The sequence below is a fragment of the Synechococcus sp. UW179B genome (assembly GCF_900474245.1).
In the GTDB taxonomy this organism is placed as follows: domain Bacteria; phylum Cyanobacteriota; class Cyanobacteriia; order PCC-6307; family Cyanobiaceae; genus Synechococcus_C.
The window spans coordinates 96,079-113,600 of record NZ_UCNZ01000009.1; the positions used below are offsets into that span (position 1 = coordinate 96,079).

A 17,522-nucleotide genomic window follows, 5' to 3' on the forward strand; every position below is an offset into this window, starting at 1 on the left:
CCTAGGTCTCTGCCGTGCTGGTGGCCTGGACTTCAATCCTCCAGCATGAATTTCTCATCCAGGGGCTCTGCTTCGAGCAAGCGGTCGAGGACTTGCCCCTGATCGTGTTCTCCTTGTGAGCGTTCGTTTTGAGCGTCTGCAAGCAGGGTTGTGGCCACCTCTTTGCGAGACATCAAATCCTTGGCGCCTATCTTGCTGGCAGCAAGTTCAACCCTTCGGCGGGCTGACGACTGGCTGATGCCAAGTTGGGTGGCCAGTTCCGCGCAGAGCCTGAGGTAGTCATGGTCCTGAATCGCGGGCATGGCTGAAGGACGATTGCCTCTCAGTATCCGTGGCCGAGCGGCAGTTGGATCAGAACTCGCTTAGCGATGGCTTCACTGCCACCGGCAGGCCCCATGCGTTGCCGACCTCTTCGACCCATTTGCAATCTCAAAGACGGGTCCTCGAGGAGCTGTTTCAGGCGTGTGTTGAGCTCATGGCTCGATTGGCAAGAACGCACCGCTCCACCGAGCAAGCGACTTTGGCGTTTTGCGAACCCTTGGGTGAATTGAGGTCCTTTCCCTGGAAGGGAGAGAGCGGGAATGCCCAGGCCGACGAGTTGCTCGGTGGCTGTTCCTGCCGTGGCGACGCCCACTTCAGCCCATGGAGCCCAAAGCTCGAACTGTCCGGTCCCTAAGAGGACAAGGACCTGTCCCCTTAGCCAGCAGGCTCCTGCCTGCAAGGCATCACTGGGAGGTGGACTGGATCGAAATCCTTGGCGCTTGAGTTCTGAGCCAAGGGCTTGAAGGCTTGGCGTGCTGCCAAGCGCTACCAGCACGGCAATCGGTCGGTCGCTAGGCAACGGTGCCAACCCGAGCAGTAAGCGGCTGAAGTTGCGCTCCGCTTCTGGCATGCGGCTTCCGCACAGCAGCAGGATGCGCCTGCAGCGACTCAGGCTGGCAGGGGCGGTTGCGTTGCTCAGCCCATCCATCATCGGATTGCCAGGGGCTTCCGCGCGGACCCCATGCTTTCGCAGCCCTCGCGCTGTTAATCGGTCACGGGTGACCACTAAACGGCAGCGTTTGTTGCGCATGAGCAGCCATTCCCACGGATCCCATTCGCTCCCTTTGAGGGCGTGATAGCGATCGCTGAGGTCACGACCAGGGCCGCTGGACCAGGTGTAATCGCTTTTTGGGGTGCCCACAAAGGCGAAGGGCCGTCCCGAACCCCAAGCCATCAAGAGCGGGAGCAGGTCTCCCACGGCAAGGACGGCGTCAATCTCAGTGCGGAGTTTGCGCAGGCATCGCCACTGCTGCCATGTGAGCAGGGGTAGCCCAGCGATTAAATCCGCAAAGAGGCCACTCAGGCTTTGGTTGCTAAATCCGCCACTTGGGAGCGGCGCAGCGGGCCCAACTTGTTGGACCCAGCCTTTTTCGATGGCTGGCCTGAAGCCCCCCCCCGTCCCAACCAGTGGCAACACCTTCAGGGTTAGTTGCGGACGTTGGGTCCGAAGTGCCTCGATGATCTTTAAGGCGATGAGGTCTTCCCCGTGCCCATTGCTGATGAGCAGCAGGGCACCTGAACCCTCGCTGATACGATCCGCTAGTGGAGCTGAGGCTCCCTGAATGGCGGCATGGCCAAGTGGTAAGGCAGAGGATTGCAAATCCTTTATCCCCAGTTCGAATCTGGGTGCCGCCTTCATCTGATTGAGACCCGAAAGGGTCTTTTTTAGTGTGTTCTGTATCTCCACGCTACGGAAACACCCCAGATTTAGTGCTTAGGTTGCGTCTCATTTGAGATTGCTTTATCGCCTCTTAGTGTATCGGAGGTGTAGCGGAAAACTTGTAATCCCGCGTTCACGCAAAGTCTCCCAGATACCCGCTACATGCGATGTGCGGTCTTGCTGCTCCTGTGTGCCTCTACGCGACAGGTGGTGCTGCAGAACTTGGCAGTGGACCGACGAGCGAGGAAAGACTTTCCGCACTGCTGGCAATGAACCTGTCTCTTCCCTGTGAGAGGTGATCTGATCAAGCAACCCAACCCAGCACTGGAGGTCGTCTCCAAAAATTTGTTGGTGTGAGGTCCTGCGTAGACGAGTGCCAGTGGGAAGGGACATGCAGATCGCATGTCGGCGTAGGTGTCGTCGAGGAAAATCACCGACCTTTCAAGGACGCAGAAGGCAGAGGCGGTGTTCTGCATCAGAAGGCGTGATGAGACATTGCCGATTGAGGTCAACGGCAACAGCAGCAGACCTTCCGTGATTGCACCGCTATGGAAATAGACGCAGAAGTGCTTCACCCATGGAGCGATGCTTCTGCCGCTGTATGGGGGGTTGAGGTAGACGCTGCCACTCCATGGTTGAGAGAGACCGTCGTCTTCCAGGGTGAAGTGGTTTTTTGCTGGCACCCGCTTCTTGGGGTCTGCCGCAGGATCTACGTCAATTTCTCCAAGTACTTCGCTCACCAGGTCGATCAACCAAGAGGGGGTGTATCTCTCGTCGATCTCTGCTGGATCCCTGTTGGCGATCCTGTTCCAAGTTCGCTTAGTTAGTGCCACCCTTAGCGTTGGTTTGGCGTTGGGTGAAGAATAAGTACGTAAGCGCCCCGCTAGGCAAAAAAAGACCTCTGAGAGGTGCATTCCCTCAGAGGTTCCGTCCCCTCGTTTGACGCCCCATCACCTTCCTCCTGTTGCTCTCCTGTGAGGAGTATCGATACGCCTCCTCGTCGTTGAACCAGGTCACAACGTTTCAGAACGATGGCGTGCCAGAAGATCCAAATTGATATGAGGAGTCTTCGCTACATACCACCCCCGACTCTTAGCGGTATTTGCAATTAGAATTGTCAATATTCCGCAAAAGACTGAAAATCGATATTAATTCTACTTGCCACAAAGTTAGGCATCGGAGGATTAACAGCAAGATAAATTCAAGCACATTGACAACTTTGCTTACTTATAGTAAAATACTACTTAAAATTCTCGCAGAATGTACTATCCATACGCAAATATTCATATTTCGAGCAATGGATTGCTTTTTTATTCCGAAAATAACAAGTCAGCATGCTCAACTATAGGAAAAACCATAGGCGCGAAGAGAATCCCTCATGAAAAATATTTCAATCTTCATGCAGTTCCAATATTTTCTGTTGTAAGGAATCCATATTCAAGATTCATGAGTTCATTTCTATACAATTGCCGGCATCGTTCTCAGGATTATTTTATAAATTGGTCCCCCTCGGATTGTACGATCGATAATTATTTAACTTTCCTGGAGTATCATAGCAAGGAAGATAACTTTAGAAGGTTCGACCCTCATCAGCGACCGCAGTCGTACAATCTATGTATTGACGACATAAACTACGATTTCATTGGAAAACTTGAACATCTGAAAGGAGTATTAGATTATATTTCATCTTTTGGTTACAAGGATATCAAAACTAAGAATGATCACCGAACTGGCGCAGTAGATACCTACAAAAAGTCACTTGATAGTGACCAATGCTCCCGCATCCAGAAAATCTTCGAAAAAGACTTTGAGGCATTTAAGTATTCATATGATTTAGATTCTTCATGTGAAGTCAAATACATTTACGCTTCTCCGAATAAAGTCAGTTTCGGGCAAACTTTCAGGATCAAAGTTTTAATCGAATCTCTCCATATGTTCAATGAAGACGAGGAATATAAAAAATTAGTCAACTCTTTGCCTGCTTTTTCTATCAACAATCTTTATGAGTTGTTCGCTTTACCGATTAAAGCGTCTTTGGAGATCTTCCCTGAGATGTTAAATCCCATTGTAGTCATTATGATTCTCTCAGGAAATGCCTTTAATGGTAGACTTTCTCAAATAATATTATCCTTAGTTGAACCCATCGATTTTGATAGCAATCTGCAGTCTGAGGATATAGATATAGTCATTCAATGGTGCGAGAATAATGGATTCTGTCACTTCTTGAATACACTGAAAACCGTCAAGAAATATTATTATCTCTTCAAGTATGAGACCCAATATCTGAATTTTAGAGAACTAGGCAATACTATTTCACTTGCATTCAAGGATAAAGATAGAGCATATGCTCCCTCGCCAGGAATATTGCTTAGAGATATTTAAGCAGTTGTTAGTGATGTCGCCGTTGTACGAGAGATAATGACAAATCTCTCTCTTTTATGCGTTGGTCATATTGGCAGAAAAGTCACCACGACGGATCCGCTTGAAGCGTTTGTAAGTAATGCAAGGCATTGTTATTTCGTTATTGTGTTAGCAATGAAAGCATGTCCCAAACCGACGTAGAGGAGGAATTCAACCTTTACGCCCGTCTTCATATGCTTGTCCATTGCATATTCAAATAAAGCAAAGCATTCAGGACTCTTTTCTTCGACTGACTTGGAGTCGTCATCACTACCTGAATAACTGTATTGCGCGTCTGCGAGCAGGTATTGCGGATATCCATCAACAGAAAATCCGACAACTTTGCTCATCCCCTTTGCTTCATCCTGCCATTTGATAGGCGTAAAGACGTCGCTTTCTTTTAGGAGAGCATATTGTATGTCGTATAGGTCGTTATCGTCATCTCCTTTTTTAATGAAGTCAGGATCTACGTCAATTTCTCCAAGTACTTCGCTCACCAGGTCGATCAACCAAGAGGGGGTGTATCTCTCGTCGATCTCTGCTGGATCCCTGTTGGCGATCCTGTTCCAAGTTCGCTTAGTTAGTGCCACCCTTAGCGTTGGTTTGGCGTTGGGTGAAGAATAAGTACGTAAGCGCCCCGCTAGGCAAAAAAAGACCTCTGAGAGGTGCATTCCCTCAGAGGTTCCGTCCCCTCGTTTGACGCCCCATCACCTTCCTCCTGTTGCTCTCCTGTGAGGAGTAGGAGAACCGTCAGAAGAGGTGGTGACGACCGTTCATGGTTCGGCAGTCGCACCCCATAACGGTCTCGTCTTCTTCCACCCCTGGGTCTGAAGCGACTTCCACAATTGTTCTGCGGTGTCTTTCCTCAGGTATCGGCGCTCCTTGAGTAATGGAGGACCGTCAGGCATTGACCGCCCGCGATCAATGAAGACCTTCGGATCCCGAACCCAAGCGGAGTTGTCCCTGTGGAACCGCCATACCCAATGGTTGTTGGCGTCGATCAACCAACCCTCTGCCATGAACCCTCCATTAGTGATACTGCAGTACTAGTCGAGGTCAGGTGGGATTGGGAAGGGGAGAAATGGTGAAAAACCGGACCAGTTCCGGACTGTCCCCTATGTGCTGACCGGGCAAACAGAAGGTGATCCGGTGCTTTTCAGACACATCAAACGCACGTTTCAAAAAGTCCGATGCGGAAATACATCACCTACAAACGGGTCAGCGGAGGCGAAAACCAGAAGAGTGGTTTGGGTCTTGATGCCCAAGAACGAGACATCCAACTCTTCCTGGAGAATTATTCAGAGACGCCCTTTGAGGTGCTGGCGGAGTTCGTAGAGGTCCAGACGGGCACGGATAACGAACGCCCCCAACTCCGTGCCGCCATTGCTCTCGCAAAGCAGCACCAGGCAACGCTTGTCGTTGCCAAGTTGGATCGCCTATCCCGAAAGGTCTCCTTCATCGCTTCTCTGATGGAAGAGAAGGGTCTGAACTTCAAGGTCGCCCAGATGCCTTACGCAGACGCCTTTCAACTCCACATCTATGCAGCACTGGCGGAGCAAGAACGACAGTTCATCTCCCAGAGAACAAAGGCAGCATTGGAGGAAGCGAAGAGACGTGGAGTGCGTTTAGGAGCACCCGTCCATCACATTGATGACCTTGCTGCTGCGAGGAAGCAGAAGGCACTCCAAGATGCCCAGAAGGTTGCTGGAGTCATCGTTCCTTTGAGGGAATCAGGCAAGAGCATCCGAAGCATCTGCGAAGTCCTCAACGCCAGTGGCATCAGGACATCAAGAGGGGCATCCTTCAATGAACGCCTGGTTGGGCGGATGCTGAAACGGTTGGGGAAGGAAGCGTGCTGAAGATCCTTGTCGGAGTCGGACTGGGGTTCCTGCTCTTCACCAACCCAGAAGCAAGACAGATCACCGCAGACCTGCTGAGATCAACTGCGAATGCAATTGCTCCTGAGCAAGACGGCAAGACCTTTCAAGACAGGGTGAAGGATGCCGTGGTGGAGAAAGTCATGGAGGAGCAATGAGAGCACTGCTCCTCTCCCTGCTCCTCTCCCTGCTCCTCACCTCCGTACCTGCCATGGCATCACCTAAGTACCGAATACAGGTCCGGAATCAGTTTGGTGGGTGGAACCCATACACAACGGTTCACCACCTCCCCTCTGCTTCTAGAAGCGAGCAGAGCAGACGGGGAAGCAGCACCGAATCATTGATGAGGACGGGAACCTGGTGGACCTGCTCTATCCCTGACTCAAACTCTGCTGGTACTCCCTAAAAAGTCCTGGGTGGAGCATTGCCAGAAAATTGTGGAACGATCTGGCACCACCCCGACATTCGTTGCTGAAACCCTTAGAGCAGGTGTAGATCCAAGAGTTCCCAGAAGTGCGAACCAATCGACCATGTTTGCTCTTCTTGCTTTTTTCACTAACTGAGTAATGAGAACAGAAGGGACACCTAAAGCGATAGGTCTCTTTCCCGTTGAGTTCTTCAGTCTCTAAATGTTGCTCCTCAAGTACGCTCAAATACTGGACAACTGCCTGCAAATACTGGGCATTGCATGAAATCATTTCTTCTCTTTTCTCTGACTATTGCATCAAGAAGGCGTTGACTTGTCAACTTGACAGTGTATCTATATCCCATTAAAATACCTTTGTCGAGGTTCAAGAGTGGGTGTACTTTAAGGTCTATTGTTACGGAATGCTAACCAAATAAGCACCTGAAAATCACTAAATGCATAACTACCTTTGTAGAGGTTGATAAGGACAACTATGTCTTGAAGTAGAGAAAACGAATAAATAATTGACGAGATGGCGAACGAAGTTCGCAATCTGCGTAGCAGATTCCATTAAAAATGTTCCTAAAAATATAGGTGCGTTTTGTATCTAAGACTGTTTTCTAACGATAAATCTAAAGTCTCACAAGACGCTTTTAAAGACCACTGAATCAATGTCACCAGGATTTAACCTAAATAGAACCAATGATGAAACCAAACTCTAAGCAGTTTAAATGCACCTATAAGGATGCTGAGGCACCAGTTTTAGTCCCAGTTGAATATCAAATGATGAAAGAGATTGGTTGCAGCAGAAGCGATCTGCACAAAATTGCTATTCGTGAAATGCACAACAGGCGTCAGCAATCAACACTACATTTTATCTGAGGTAAAAATGAGCACAGAAACATTAGTCACTTTGTCACACAGAGTGCCAAAACCTTATAAGGAGATGCTTGCTTCAATCTCAAGAAAATGGAATATGAAGCAAGAGGAAATCCTAAAGGAATGGATTGAAGAAAACTACAAAACTGCATTTAGGAAGTAATGAAAAATCCAATGGACCAATACCTCAGGACCCTGGACTTTGTGAGTCAGTCATCGGGGGGTAAGGCGGCGAGGCAAGACAACAGACCATTGGATATTCGACTGCGTGTGGGTGAGGTCTATGCCGTCAGGGCAACCGATAACCCTGACTACTACTTCACGATCACCATCCAACCCAATCCTTACTCAGGCGGATTCAGGAAGGTGGTCAGTCAGTTCCCTGTTTATGGAGACCCACCGCCAGGGATGGATGTGGTCTCGCAGGAGCAGGTGTTCAAGCAGTTCCGAGAACTGAATGGAGATGGTGCTGGAACCAACTACCAGGCATTCCCTTTCAGAGGAACTGCAGCGCCCTCACGGACCGTCACAGGTACTGATGTGGTGTCTCCACTGCATAGGCAGCAACTCAGGAGGGACTGATGCAAGAGGGCAAGGGGTTTAAGGGGGATATCGGCAAGAACAAGCAGGCGAACAGAATCAGAAAGCAGGACGCAAAATCGGCAAAGGAGAAGAGGCAGAAGAAATTGGACTCGCTTATGTCAAATCCCAGGTCATGGAAGAACCTGGAGTCATTCGACGTAAGGACTCCCACTACCTACTTCCAGGAACGTGGTGCCAGTCCAGAGGCACTCAACAAACTCAAAGGAAAGTTGGATGATCTGTTGTCAACTCTCTACGAGTACAAAGAAAGAGTTGACGCAACGCCAGCAGAAAAAGAGATTTTAGATGATGAGATATACAAGGCAGAGCGCAAGCGATACAAAAAAGTATCCAAGGAGAATGCATCCAGAGTGATGGAAGCATTAGTGCATGGAACTTCTGACGAAGCAATGGAAGCGATAAGGGAAGCAATTGACTACAAGGTGTTTTGCAGGGTGGAACCCTTCTTGGAGAAAACAGGAGAAGAGATGGAGGAACAGATTTTCTGGTGTAATCAATATGGGAATAAATAGTTGTATAGATGATGCTTGCTGATGACTTCCATGTAAAAGGTTTTTCTACCAACCTTTCATCTCTCTAAACCCGTACTGCTGCACCATCTCTTTTTAGGGGTGGTGTTTTTTATATGCAGTACTTAAAGGAATCCTAGGTTTTTAATCTATAGGGAAACAGTTCCCAGTCCAAGAGTTATCCCGAATCCATTTTCTCAAAAAAATCCGCCGCCAAAAATTTGAGTCGTAGAGGGTTAGTCGGGGTCTTCTATTCGTCCCCGAACCATCGACCAGGGACCTGGTTTGATCTTTGCCCTGACCTTCTTGGCAGTTGATTCCTGCTCGATAAACCGCAGGTAGGTCTCCTGGAGCATCTTTGCCGAGGTCATGCCGTTCTCGGCGAAGGAATGGATCGCTGGTGCTTGTCCCAGTTCAGGTGCTTCCTCCAGGGTCAAGCGGAAGGCGGTGTGGCGAATGTTCGTCATCGTCATCCCCTCTGAAGGGATCTCACATGCATCCAGTGCCTTCTGAAGCAGCAGGTTCCATGTCCGCTTGAGGGTGGAGTTGGTCTCGCCTGCTGATCTCTTCGTGTGAGGGAAGACCAGGAATCCTTTGGGTCTTCTCTGGTTCATCCGCCTCCAGTTCTTCAAGGCGTCAGACCTGTAGTGCCTGGTCTCCTGCTTGTTTCTGTCCCCCTTGGTGATCTCAAGGACGCAGACGATCTCCTCTCCTCTGTCCTGGAACCATTCCGCTCTGATCCGTGGGAGGTCTTCTGCCCGCAGATAGAAGAACCACATGAGGTTCAGGCAGTCGTAGAGATCAACCCAGTTCCTCTGGTTCTGGTTGTTCGCTTTGGAGAACTGAAGGTCCTGGTAGTCCGAGACCGAAAGGTCCTTTCGTGCTGCTCCTTCAGAGAGTTCCACCACCTTCTTCAGGAGCAGGTCCCATTCCTTCCTGGTGAGGTGCCGAACTTGTTTCTTCTGACTGCTGATCTCTGGGAAGTCGGGGATTACCAAGTGCGGGAAGTCCTGTTGTCTTGCCTCGGTCAGCAGTTTTCGTATCAGGGTCTTCTGCTGCTTCTTGGTCCCACTCATGTCGTTGGTGGGGGTCCGTCTCTGATCCAGCACTGACCAGTAGTCCTCAAGGTCGAGGGTGTTGATCCGATCCACGGGTTTGTTGGACCAGGGTTGGTGCTTGATCCCATATCCCTCGCCTTCCCACTTGAGGATGTCGTCTCTGATGCGGGAGGCGCTTCTGGTCCCTGCTCTGCGTTTGGTTTCTTTCACCAACCACCTCTCCCAATACGCGTGAAGTGAGTGGTGCTTCTGCTCTTCGGTTTCTTCGCGGCGAGTGCGTAATCGCTGCAGATCTGCCTTTGCCCAAAGAATTGCTTTCTGTGCTGCCTCCCACGGGTCTTGGGTGCCTGTTGACGCTCTACGCCTCACACGGCGCTTCTTGCCGCCTCTAGCGCCTCCTCCTGCGTCTCTGGGGTCGTCTTCTGCCAGTGGGAGATATGTCGCCTCCAGGTTCTTGGACTTGGTGATCTTCTGAACCACCAGACCGTCAGGGACGCCTCTGCTTGGGAACCCGAGGTCCTCCACTACTCGAAGCGACTTGCGCTCCCCGCGCACCCAGTCTTCGGGCAGCGTCTGTGGTGGTTTCTTCTTGGGCAATGTCCGCTACCCCAGGACGCAAAGGGTGCCGCGTTTTTACTGAGGTCTCAAGGGTAGCGGTGTAGCGGAGGTGTAGCGGAGGTGTAGCGGACTCTTCCTGCTGGTGCTCTATCTGTATCGCCAGAGCAACGAATAAGCGACTGAAACGTGCTTTTAAGCAAGCGATCCCCAGTTCGAATCTGGGTGCCGCCTTTGATCTCAAAAGACCCGAACGAGATCTTTTCATGATTTGGCGTATCTCCACGCTACGCAAAATCCTCGAATGTCTTGCTCAGAATCTGTCTCATTTGAGATGGGTTGTGGGCTCTGCGTTTAAGGGCTCTCATGGGGCTTGCGCTTGTCCCCCTTAGGCATCTTCCCAGATCTTCGTTAGGGCAACGCTTGATCGTGCATTTGGGTTCGTGGCTCTTAAAGGGGTGCTTGGTTGTTGGGGATGAAGGTTGAGCCTTGAGGCGTTGGCTCTTGTGAATGACGCGTTGGAGAGTTGAGGGTTAAGCGAAAAAAAGCCCCAGGAGCGTTCGATCTCCTGAGGCCTGAGTCGTTCTCATGCGACCGCACCGTTCTATCCGAATTGCTGAGTATTTGTGCTTACGGAATGCCGGCAGTTGAGGTTCGGTTCTCCGTGGCAGCTCCCGTTCACTCGCGCCTGAACTGCCTTTGTGCCTGGGTGGCGATGGAGGGGGTTCAGCAGCAAAATACAAGTTATTTGCGAGGAAGATCAGGTGAAAAATATTAGAAATAGGGTTTGTGTTTTGCTTGAAGAAGAGCAAACTGGTCGAAAAAGCACGTTTGTTGTTAAGGCTATTGGGCTTTTAATTGTCTTCTCCATTCTGCTGGCAATTCTTGCGACGGAGCCTGTGGTTCGTGGCCCTCATCTTGAGCTTTTGGCAAAATTAGACCTGGTCGTCGCAATCTTGTTTCTTGTGGAATACCTTTCCCGTTTATGGATTGCGCCGCTCCGAGATGGGGCGCGAAAAGGAGTGAGAGGCGCCTTGGATTTCGCGATCACTCCAATGGCGATTCTTGATCTTGTTGCGATTGCGCCAACGATCCTTGGATTTATTAGTCCTGAGCTCTATCTGCTTCGACTGATTCGTCTTGTGCGAATTGGCAAGATAGGGCGTTCTAAGCGCTTTCAGAAAAGTGTAAAGCACTTTAATCACGCTATTACGTCGAAAAAGGAAGAACTGCAAATTTCTGCCATCTATTCGGCTGTCGTGATTTGTATCAGTAGTGCATTGATGTATGTGGTTGAAGGAAGCGTGCAAGCCGAGCAATTTGGCTCCATCCCTCGGTGCTTATGGTGGTCAGTGATTACCGTAACGACGGTTGGCTATGGAGATGTATCTCCAGAAACGGCAGCTGGAAAGATTGTTGCTGCGATGACGGCATTGTTTGGGATTGCTGTGATCGCAATCCCTATTGGTATTATTTCTTCTGGATTCACAGATTCTCTGAGTCTAGAAAAAACGGATTTAGATTCCAAGAGTGGTTGAGATTCCAGTCCAACCACTAGAAGAACTGATCTCTTGGTTGGCATGTGTTCTCTTTGTTTAATACAGTCAAATGAAAAATTTTGAAATCTAGAAATGAGCCTCTGCTTTGTATATCTCACCATTGATGTGCACAGCGCTGCAGCGTAAAACTCTGTTTTTCAAGCTGCATTCTCCGTTGTTAGCGGCCCAAGCCTTGGGTAAGCCCGTTGCAATTCCATTGGAGTTGAATGATGCTTCTGCCACGCTTGAGACTGCGCTTTGCCACGACTGGGCTTCTAAGCGACAGGTTCCAGCGCTGCATTTCAAAGGTGATTCTTCCTGTGTTGTCAGGGTGACGAACGTGAGCTGCCTACGGGAATTTTTGGTGCTGCCGTGACCAATCAAGCGGACCGCTACGACGGAGGCACTGCGTCCTTTGAGCTGCAAGGTGATGCAAGCAGAGCTTTCTTGTTTGCTGCCGGTGAAGGAACACTCCTTCGTGTTCGTTTCATAGCGGCCAATTTTGAGATTCGGATCGGCAGCCCCTTTTAAGGGAAAGCTCATCGCGCTGCTCAGCAGCAGCAAGGTGCTGAGGCGCAAAGCAAGAGAGCGATCCATCATCTGTTCAGTAATCCTTTGTTCAGTAGTCGTTATCAGCGACGCAAATCCCCATGCATCGGATGCCATTGGTGGGGGTGCGACGGCAGTGGGGACAAAGGACCTTTTCACTTTGGCCTGTTGTGACCCCATCTCCTGCGCGATCGGCTTCGGAGCCGGATGGTTTGCTCGTTTGCATGATGGGTTCTGCGATCGATGCCATGGCGAGCGCTGCTTTACGACGATCATGGCGTGAACAGTGAAAGGCCGGCGTGACGGGAATCGGATTTGGGACTTGGGCCTGGGGCAATCAATTGCTGTGGGGTTACCAGCCGGAGCGTGATGATCCCGATCTTGCGGCCACTCTGAGCGCAGCTGTTCAAGGCGGATTGTCGCTTGTGGACACCGCCGATTCCTATGGCACAGGACGCCTCAATGGGCGTAGCGAACGGTTGCTGGGTCAGTTTCTGCGTGCCATGGATCCTGTTCAGTCCCAAAAGCTCAAGGTGGCAACCAAGTTGGCTCCATTCCCTTGGAGGCTGGGACGCAGCGGGTTTAAGCGTGCGTTTGATGCCAGTAAAGAGCGTTTGGGAGGACGTTTGGATCGAATCCAATTGCACTGGAGCACGGCTCGCTATGCCCCTTGGCAAGAGTTGCCTTTGCTCGATGGGCTTGGGGACCTCGTCGAGCAAGGCTTGGTGCCAGAACTGGGCTTGTCCAACGTGGGGCCCAAGCGTCTTCGCTTCCTCCATGAACATCTCTTGAACAGAGGCATCTCCCTAAAAAGCGTGCAAGTTCAGCTGTCTCTGCTTGCTCCTGAACCGGTTCTCCATGGCGAGTTGGCGGATGTGTGCCGGGAGCTTGGTGTTGAGTTGTTGGCCTATAGCCCCCTAGCCCTCGGAATTTTGGCGATTCCTCCAGGAGTGCAAGGCACCACCGCAACGATGTTGCGTTCAAGGTTGTTTCAGCGTCTGCTCCCAGCCAGTGAGGACTTGCGTGCCGTCATGGTTGAGATCGCTGCAAGCCGAAGCTCTTCGATGGCCCAAGTGGCTTTGAATTGGTGCCGGGCCCATGGTGCTTGCCCGATTCCAGGATTGCGTCGCCCAGGCCAAGCGATTGACGTCACTCAAGCTTTGCAATGGACGCTGAGTGAAGCCGAGAGGCAGGCTTTGGATCAAGCCAGTAAAAAAACAGTGGTACGCATGCCAGCTAATCCATTTCAGAGTGCCTGATCAGCAGGATCAGGATCAGGACTTACAACCACTGGCAAAGATGAAGCTTTGCCCTGGAATGGTATGACCTTGACCGGAGATGGATTGGACGTCTCTTCCTGCGCCTTGGATTGTTCACAGGCATTCAAAGCTTCTTGAAGAAGAGAATCGAATGTGGCTCCTGGCAGACGATGCCGGGCGATTTCAAGAAATGTTCTCGGTAGGGACTCCCCTGCAGCGCTTAGGACAGCTGGGTTTTCACGGCGCTGCTGTTGCTCCTCTTCAATGGCACGAAGGAAACGATGGGTCACGTCTCGCTTGGTGCAGGCCTTAATCAGGGTGTCGCGGTCGGCAATTGGCTGATCCGCAATCTCTTCAAGTTCAACAATCCTGCGCTCGAGGCTCTCGAGAACTTCAGCAGCTTCTTTGGTGATGTTCGCGAGTTGTCCGTCCGACAGGAAGGGCATATCGGCCACAAAGACCTTTCCATGATCTTTGAGGGCTAGAAAAGTAGGCCTGGCCCCTTGTCGATGGTTTGATTCACGGTCATAATTCCCGCCTAGGGGCCTCCGTGGAGGCGTAGGACCAGCAGAAGATCGTCTACGGGTCGTTCTCTGAATTCTATCGAAAGCCATTTCTAGTTAAAGATTTAACGCTCTGCTGCGGCAAATGCCGAAGTGCCATAACAACACTAACGATTCATACCCCAAATGGGTTTGAGAGCGCAGCCAGTTTTATGAGCTGACGTCTTCTATCGAATAGGGGGCTGAATTCATGTTGGAAGTCCCAACACGGGTCCGTTTCCATCCCCGCCTGTTGAACGTTCGATCCGTCCGATGGCCCAGGCCTGAAGCCCCTGCGATTCGCATGCTTTCTCAGCGACCGCAACCCCTTCCTCGGGGACGATTAAGCAGTAACCAATGCCGAGATTAAAGGTATGCCAGAGGTCTCGTTCGGGGATGTCGCCATGGGATTGCAGCCAGTCATAGACAGCCGGGCGTACCCAGCTCGAAGGGTCCACGCTTGCTTGTAAACCGTTCGGTAGGCAACGAGGCAGGTTTTCTGGAAGCCCGCCTCCTGTGATGTGAGCCATTCCGTGAAGGGGTGTTCCTGCTTCGAGCAGGGTTTTCACAAGACGTCCATAGAGCTGTGTGGGGGTGAGCAAGGTCTCGATCAGAGGTTGATCGTCGGGACCGAATCTGGTTTCAGCATTGGCGCCAGCTTGGGTGAGCACCCTGCGCACCAGGCTGAAGCCATTGCTGTGAATGCCGCTGCTGGCAATGCCCAGAATGCGATCGCCCGCGCGGATCTGCCGCCCGTCGATCAGCTGCTCTTCTTCAACAACAGCGACGCAGAAGCCTGCTAGGTCGTAACGCCCTGGTGGATAGAACCCTGGCATTTCAGCGGTTTCACCACCCAACAAAGCGCAGCCACTCATGCGACATCCCTCGGCAATGCCCTCCACCACCGTGGCCATCGCTTCAGGGCTCAAAGCTCCAGTGGCCATGTAGTCGAGGAAAAAGAGGGGTTCTGCCCCACTGGTGATCACGTCGTTGACGCACATGGCGACAAGGTCGATCCCCACGTCGTGATGCCGGCCATGGTCTTGAGCGAGTTCAAGCTTGGTGCCAACGCCGTCAGTCCCTGACACCAACAGGGGTTTCTTGAGTCCTGCGGGAAGGCGCATCAGGCCGCCAAAACCACCGAGTCCGCCTACGACCTCTGGCCGGTGCGTGGCTTCCACGCTCTTGCGGATTCTGTTGACGAAGGCGCGCCCCGCCTCCACATCGACCCCAGCGGTTTTGTAGTCCATTCAAAAATGCTTCACTGCAATGATCCTCCTCTTTCATGGCTCGTGCTGTGCCTGATCTGAGATCGTCCGAGCCATTGATGAGTGTGGCTTTTCTCTGAGATCAGGCTCCCTAATGCGTTATTCGTTCTGTTGTGTTGTGCAGCCCTGTGCGGGTGTGAGATCTCAGGGTTGCGTCAACGATTTCGTCCAAGCGAGATGTCTCAGCGTTCCTGAGCAAGATTGAAAAAGGTTTTTAGCTTGCTCAAAGTTTGAAACGAGAGATCGTTCGGACCAGACGACCTTTTCCGCTTTGTTTTCGGGCAAGGGTCGCTCTAAGAAGTCCGAACCATCGACTTGCATGCACCGATCTTTCCCCTTAGCAACGCTCGCCACTGGGCTCTTCGCTACAGGCTTTGCCCTGTTTCCAGTGTTGGCGCGCGATGTACCCACCCTTGATCTCTACGACCCTTTCGAACCCTTGAGCTCGGAGTCCGTTCAGGCCTCTGCTCCAACAACCCCGGCGGTGGCACCTCCCCCTGTCGTCGCTCCGCCGAAACCTGCCAAAACGTTGGTTGTTTCCACCTCAACGGGAGAAGCCAGTTGGTACGGACCTGGCTTTTTTGGCAATCGCACCGCCAATGGAGAGGTGTTCAGGCCAGGAACCATGACCGCAGCGCATCGCACGTTGCCTTTTGGAACGAAAGTGAAGGTGACGAATCTCAGAAACGGCAAAGAAACGATCGTTCGAATCAATGACAGGGGCCCATTCAGTGGCCATCGCGTCATCGATATCGCCCATGGCGCCGCTCAGCACCTTGGGTTGGTGTCAAGCGGCATTGCTCAAGTGCGCCTCGAGGTGCTCCGCTGAGCATTCAGGTTTGTCAATCCCTGCATGAACTTCAACGTTGGCGTCAATCCTGTGACGCCAACGTGCATTTTGTCCCAACGATGGGGGGGCTTCATCACGGCCACGCAAGCCTGATTGCGGCGGCCTCCCGCTCAAAGGCAGGTGTGGCAGAGACCTTGGTGAGCGTGTTCGTCAATCCTTTGCAGTTTGGTGCGAATGAGGATTTCGCTCGCTACCCACGAACCTTTGAAGCGGACTGCGAACTGGCGGAGCTGTCTGGTGCTTCTGCAATCTGGTGTCCAGACGAGCAGCAGATTTACCCCGGTGGGATGGCTGAATCCTGGAGGGTTCAGGCGCCGAAATCGTTGCAGTCACGATTGTGCGGATCAACAAGGCCTGGTCACTTCGATGGTGTCGTCACAGTGGTGTGCCGTCTGTTGGCATTGGCCAGGCCGCATCAGTTGTTTTTGGGGGAAAAGGATTGGCAGCAACTCACCATTCTTCGCCGCATGGTGGTGGACTTGGGCTTGGACGTCCGGGTGCGCAGTGTGCCCACCGTGAGAGATGGTGATGGTCTGGCTAGCAGTTCGCGCAACCGCTACCTCAACGCTCAAGAGCGCCAGCAAGGGGTGTTGTTTGCCCAGGTTCTACGCGATGCGAAATCTGCGTTCTTGAGTGGCGGCATGTCGCAGGACACTGGTCAAGTTCGCCGTCATCTTGAGGAGGGAGGACTCGGGGTGGAGTACGTCGACGTTGTTGATCCCTGGCTTTTACAGCCTTCCCAGCCCCATGCGGCATCCATTAATTTGCTTGCAGCTGCTGTTCGATGTGGCAGCACTCGCCTGATTGATAATGTCTTTTTAATGACGCGTTCTCCCCTCGTTGCCATTGATGGTCCTGCTGGTGCTGGTAAAAGCACGGTGACCAGGGCCTTTGCTGAGCGCCTCGGACTGGTCTACCTCGATACGGGAGCGATGTATCGCGCCGTGACGTGGTTGGTGCTCGAGCAGGGAATTGATCCTGCGGATTCTGCGGCTGTGGATCTTGTGTTGCGGGATCTCGAGGTCGAACTTGCGCCCTTGCAGCATGGTGTGCAGGCGGTGCGTGTCAATGGCCACGAGGTCACCGATGCCATTCGCGATCCGCGGGTGACGGCGTCGGTATCAGCGGTCGCGGCCCACGCTTGTGTCCGTGCTGCGCTGACTGCTCAGCAGAAGCGCATGGGCGCAGCGGGCGGCCTGGTCGCTGAAGGTCGTGACATTGGCACTGCAGTGTTTCCGGATGCAGAGCTCAAGGTGTTTCTCACTGCAACACCGAAAGAGCGCGCTCGACGCCGTGCCCTCGATTTGGAGGCGAGAGGACATGAGGTGCCAGCTCTGCCCGACCTAGAAGCACAGATTGTTGAACGCGATCGCCTTGACAGCACCCGTGAGGTGGCGCCCCTGCTTCAGGCCGACGATGCCATCGAGTTGATCAGCGATGGCATGAGCATCGACCAGGTGATTGATGCCTTGGAAGATCTGTTCCGTCGTCGGGTGGCGGAAGAGGTTTGGCCAACCCCCGCCTAAC

The 17,522-nt window shown here is 52.1% G+C and carries 19 protein-coding genes and 1 tRNA gene; 10 read left to right on the plus strand and 10 right to left on the minus strand.

All coding sequences use genetic code 11. The features are described 5' to 3' along the window. Window positions 1–32: 32 nt before the first annotated feature. A complete protein-coding gene (locus DXY38_RS05100) occupies window positions 33–302 on the minus strand; it encodes a hypothetical protein (RefSeq protein ID WP_115070717.1) in 270 nt (89 codons plus the stop codon). Window positions 303–322: 20 nt separating this feature from the next. Further along, entirely contained in the window at window positions 323–1,552 is a 1,230-nt protein-coding gene (locus DXY38_RS05105) for a lipid-A-disaccharide synthase-related protein (RefSeq protein WP_115070783.1), read from the minus strand. 54 nt (window positions 1,553–1,606) lie between these two features. On the opposite strand from DXY38_RS05105, the gene DXY38_RS05110 reads away from it, so the two are divergent. Next, window positions 1,607–1,677 (plus strand) — tRNA-Cys (locus DXY38_RS05110). Window positions 1,678–1,860: 183 nt separating this feature from the next. On the opposite strand, the gene DXY38_RS05115 is transcribed toward DXY38_RS05110, so the two are convergent. Beyond that, window positions 1,861–2,616, minus strand: a complete 756-nt coding sequence (locus DXY38_RS05115; RefSeq protein ID WP_115070718.1) for a DNA N-6-adenine-methyltransferase — start codon at window positions 2,614–2,616, stop codon at window positions 1,861–1,863. 346 nt (window positions 2,617–2,962) lie between these two features. On the opposite strand from DXY38_RS05115, the gene DXY38_RS05120 reads away from it, so the two are divergent. Beyond that, on the plus strand, window positions 2,963–4,084 hold the full coding sequence (locus tag DXY38_RS05120) for a sulfotransferase family 2 domain-containing protein (protein WP_115070719.1): 1,122 nt from the start codon (window positions 2,963–2,965) through the stop codon (window positions 4,082–4,084). Between the two features lie 131 nt (window positions 4,085–4,215). Here DXY38_RS05120 and DXY38_RS05125 read toward each other — a convergent pair whose 3' ends face one another. Both DXY38_RS05125 and DXY38_RS05130 read right to left on the minus strand, forming a co-directional pair. Next, window positions 4,216–4,599, minus strand: a complete 384-nt coding sequence (locus DXY38_RS05125) for a hypothetical protein (RefSeq protein WP_136988027.1) — start codon at window positions 4,597–4,599, stop codon at window positions 4,216–4,218. Window positions 4,600–4,875: 276 nt separating this feature from the next. Continuing rightward, window positions 4,876–5,121: a DUF1651 domain-containing protein gene (locus tag DXY38_RS05130; RefSeq protein WP_115070721.1), complete on the minus strand. Its 246-nt coding sequence runs from the start codon at window positions 5,119–5,121 to the stop codon at window positions 4,876–4,878. A gap of 171 nt (window positions 5,122–5,292) precedes the next feature. Here DXY38_RS05130 and DXY38_RS05135 point away from each other — a divergent pair, with 171 nt between their 5' ends. The 4 genes from DXY38_RS05135 to DXY38_RS05160 all read left to right on the plus strand — a co-directional run bounded on the left by DXY38_RS05135 (window position 5,293) and on the right by DXY38_RS05160 (window position 8,379). Further along, window positions 5,293–5,961, plus strand: a complete 669-nt coding sequence (locus tag DXY38_RS05135) for a recombinase family protein (protein ID WP_115070722.1) — start codon at window positions 5,293–5,295, stop codon at window positions 5,959–5,961. Then, window positions 5,955–6,137: a hypothetical protein gene (locus DXY38_RS05140; protein ID WP_115070723.1), complete on the plus strand. Its 183-nt coding sequence runs from the start codon at window positions 5,955–5,957 to the stop codon at window positions 6,135–6,137. The genes DXY38_RS05135 and DXY38_RS05140 overlap by 7 nt, the downstream gene beginning before the upstream one ends. 1,301 nt (window positions 6,138–7,438) lie before the next feature. Further along, the gene (locus tag DXY38_RS05155; RefSeq protein ID WP_136988030.1) at window positions 7,439–7,846 is read left to right on the plus strand and encodes a hypothetical protein; all 408 of its coding nucleotides are present in this window, start codon (window positions 7,439–7,441) and stop codon (window positions 7,844–7,846) included. After that, complete coding sequence (locus DXY38_RS05160) at window positions 7,846–8,379, plus strand: hypothetical protein (RefSeq protein ID WP_115070726.1); 534 nt, start codon at window positions 7,846–7,848, stop codon at window positions 8,377–8,379. Before DXY38_RS05155 ends, DXY38_RS05160 begins: the two co-directional genes overlap by 1 nt. A 233-nt stretch (window positions 8,380–8,612) precedes the next feature. Here the strand turns inward: DXY38_RS05160 and DXY38_RS05165 are convergent, their stop codons facing one another. After that, on the minus strand, window positions 8,613–10,031 hold the full coding sequence (locus DXY38_RS05165; RefSeq protein WP_244279015.1) for a hypothetical protein: 1,419 nt from the start codon (window positions 10,029–10,031) through the stop codon (window positions 8,613–8,615). Window positions 10,032–10,783: 752 nt separating this feature from the next. Here DXY38_RS05165 and DXY38_RS05170 point away from each other — a divergent pair. Continuing rightward, window positions 10,784–11,527 carry an ion transporter gene (locus DXY38_RS05170; protein ID WP_244279016.1) on the plus strand — a complete coding sequence of 248 codons (744 nt, stop codon included), beginning with the start codon at window positions 10,784–10,786 and terminating at the stop codon, window positions 11,525–11,527. An 87-nt stretch (window positions 11,528–11,614) separates the two neighbouring features. Here DXY38_RS05170 and DXY38_RS05175 read toward each other — a convergent pair whose 3' ends face one another. Both DXY38_RS05175 and DXY38_RS05180 read right to left on the minus strand, forming a co-directional pair. Continuing rightward, the gene (locus DXY38_RS05175) at window positions 11,615–12,124 is read right to left on the minus strand and encodes a hypothetical protein (RefSeq protein ID WP_115070786.1); all 510 of its coding nucleotides are present in this window, start codon (window positions 12,122–12,124) and stop codon (window positions 11,615–11,617) included. A 22-nt stretch (window positions 12,125–12,146) separates the two neighbouring features. Beyond that, window positions 12,147–12,326 (minus strand): hypothetical protein, encoded by a 180-nt coding sequence (locus DXY38_RS05180; RefSeq protein ID WP_115070727.1) that lies wholly within the window; start codon window positions 12,324–12,326, stop codon window positions 12,147–12,149. Window positions 12,327–12,375: 49 nt separating this feature from the next. Here DXY38_RS05180 and DXY38_RS05185 point away from each other — a divergent pair, with 49 nt between their 5' ends. After that, complete coding sequence (locus tag DXY38_RS05185) at window positions 12,376–13,335, plus strand: aldo/keto reductase (RefSeq protein WP_115070728.1); 960 nt, start codon at window positions 12,376–12,378, stop codon at window positions 13,333–13,335. Here DXY38_RS05185 and DXY38_RS05190 read toward each other — a convergent pair. Together DXY38_RS05190 and purM are read right to left on the minus strand one after the other, a co-directional pair. Further along, the gene (locus DXY38_RS05190; protein ID WP_115070729.1) at window positions 13,323–13,949 is read right to left on the minus strand and encodes a 2-hydroxyacyl-CoA dehydratase; all 627 of its coding nucleotides are present in this window, start codon (window positions 13,947–13,949) and stop codon (window positions 13,323–13,325) included. The genes DXY38_RS05185 and DXY38_RS05190 overlap by 13 nt on opposite strands. Before the next feature lie 137 nt (window positions 13,950–14,086). Continuing rightward, entirely contained in the window at window positions 14,087–15,127 is a 1,041-nt protein-coding gene (gene purM / locus DXY38_RS05195; protein ID WP_115070730.1) for a phosphoribosylformylglycinamidine cyclo-ligase, read from the minus strand. A gap of 337 nt (window positions 15,128–15,464) precedes the next feature. Between purM and DXY38_RS05200 the strand changes: the two genes are divergently transcribed. Beyond that, window positions 15,465–15,974 carry a septal ring lytic transglycosylase RlpA family protein gene (locus tag DXY38_RS05200; protein ID WP_115070731.1) on the plus strand — a complete coding sequence of 170 codons (510 nt, stop codon included), beginning with the start codon at window positions 15,465–15,467 and terminating at the stop codon, window positions 15,972–15,974. Between the two features lie 62 nt (window positions 15,975–16,036). Next, window positions 16,037–17,521, plus strand: coding sequence for a bifunctional pantoate--beta-alanine ligase/(d)CMP kinase (locus tag DXY38_RS05205; RefSeq protein WP_244279017.1), 1,485 nt, complete (start codon window positions 16,037–16,039; stop codon window positions 17,519–17,521). The last annotated feature ends 1 nt before the right edge of the window (window position 17,522 follow it).

What these genes read in the sequence shown, in the direction of transcription:
- DXY38_RS05100 (WP_115070717.1), bottom strand. Translation starts at nt 302, where the DNA reads ATGCCCGCGATTCAGGACCATGACTACCTCAGGCTCTGCGCGGAACTG.
- DXY38_RS05115 (WP_115070718.1), bottom strand. Translation starts at nt 2,616, where the DNA reads ATGCACCTCTCAGAGGTCTTTTTTTGCCTAGCGGGGCGCTTACGTACT.
- DXY38_RS05120 (WP_115070719.1), top strand. Translation starts at nt 2,963, where the DNA reads ATGTACTATCCATACGCAAATATTCATATTTCGAGCAATGGATTGCTT.
- DXY38_RS05130 (WP_115070721.1), bottom strand. Translation starts at nt 5,121, where the DNA reads ATGGCAGAGGGTTGGTTGATCGACGCCAACAACCATTGGGTATGGCGG.
- DXY38_RS05135 (WP_115070722.1), top strand. Translation starts at nt 5,293, where the DNA reads ATGCGGAAATACATCACCTACAAACGGGTCAGCGGAGGCGAAAACCAG.
- DXY38_RS05155 (WP_136988030.1), top strand. Translation starts at nt 7,439, where the DNA reads ATGGACCAATACCTCAGGACCCTGGACTTTGTGAGTCAGTCATCGGGG.
- DXY38_RS05160 (WP_115070726.1), top strand. Translation starts at nt 7,846, where the DNA reads ATGCAAGAGGGCAAGGGGTTTAAGGGGGATATCGGCAAGAACAAGCAG.
- DXY38_RS05175 (WP_115070786.1), bottom strand. Translation starts at nt 12,124, where the DNA reads ATGGATCGCTCTCTTGCTTTGCGCCTCAGCACCTTGCTGCTGCTGAGC.
- DXY38_RS05180 (WP_115070727.1), bottom strand. Translation starts at nt 12,326, where the DNA reads ATGGCATCGATCGCAGAACCCATCATGCAAACGAGCAAACCATCCGGC.
- DXY38_RS05190 (WP_115070729.1), bottom strand. Translation starts at nt 13,949, where the DNA reads ATGGCTTTCGATAGAATTCAGAGAACGACCCGTAGACGATCTTCTGCT.
- purM (WP_115070730.1), bottom strand. Translation starts at nt 15,127, where the DNA reads ATGGACTACAAAACCGCTGGGGTCGATGTGGAGGCGGGGCGCGCCTTC.
- DXY38_RS05200 (WP_115070731.1), top strand. Translation starts at nt 15,465, where the DNA reads ATGCACCGATCTTTCCCCTTAGCAACGCTCGCCACTGGGCTCTTCGCT.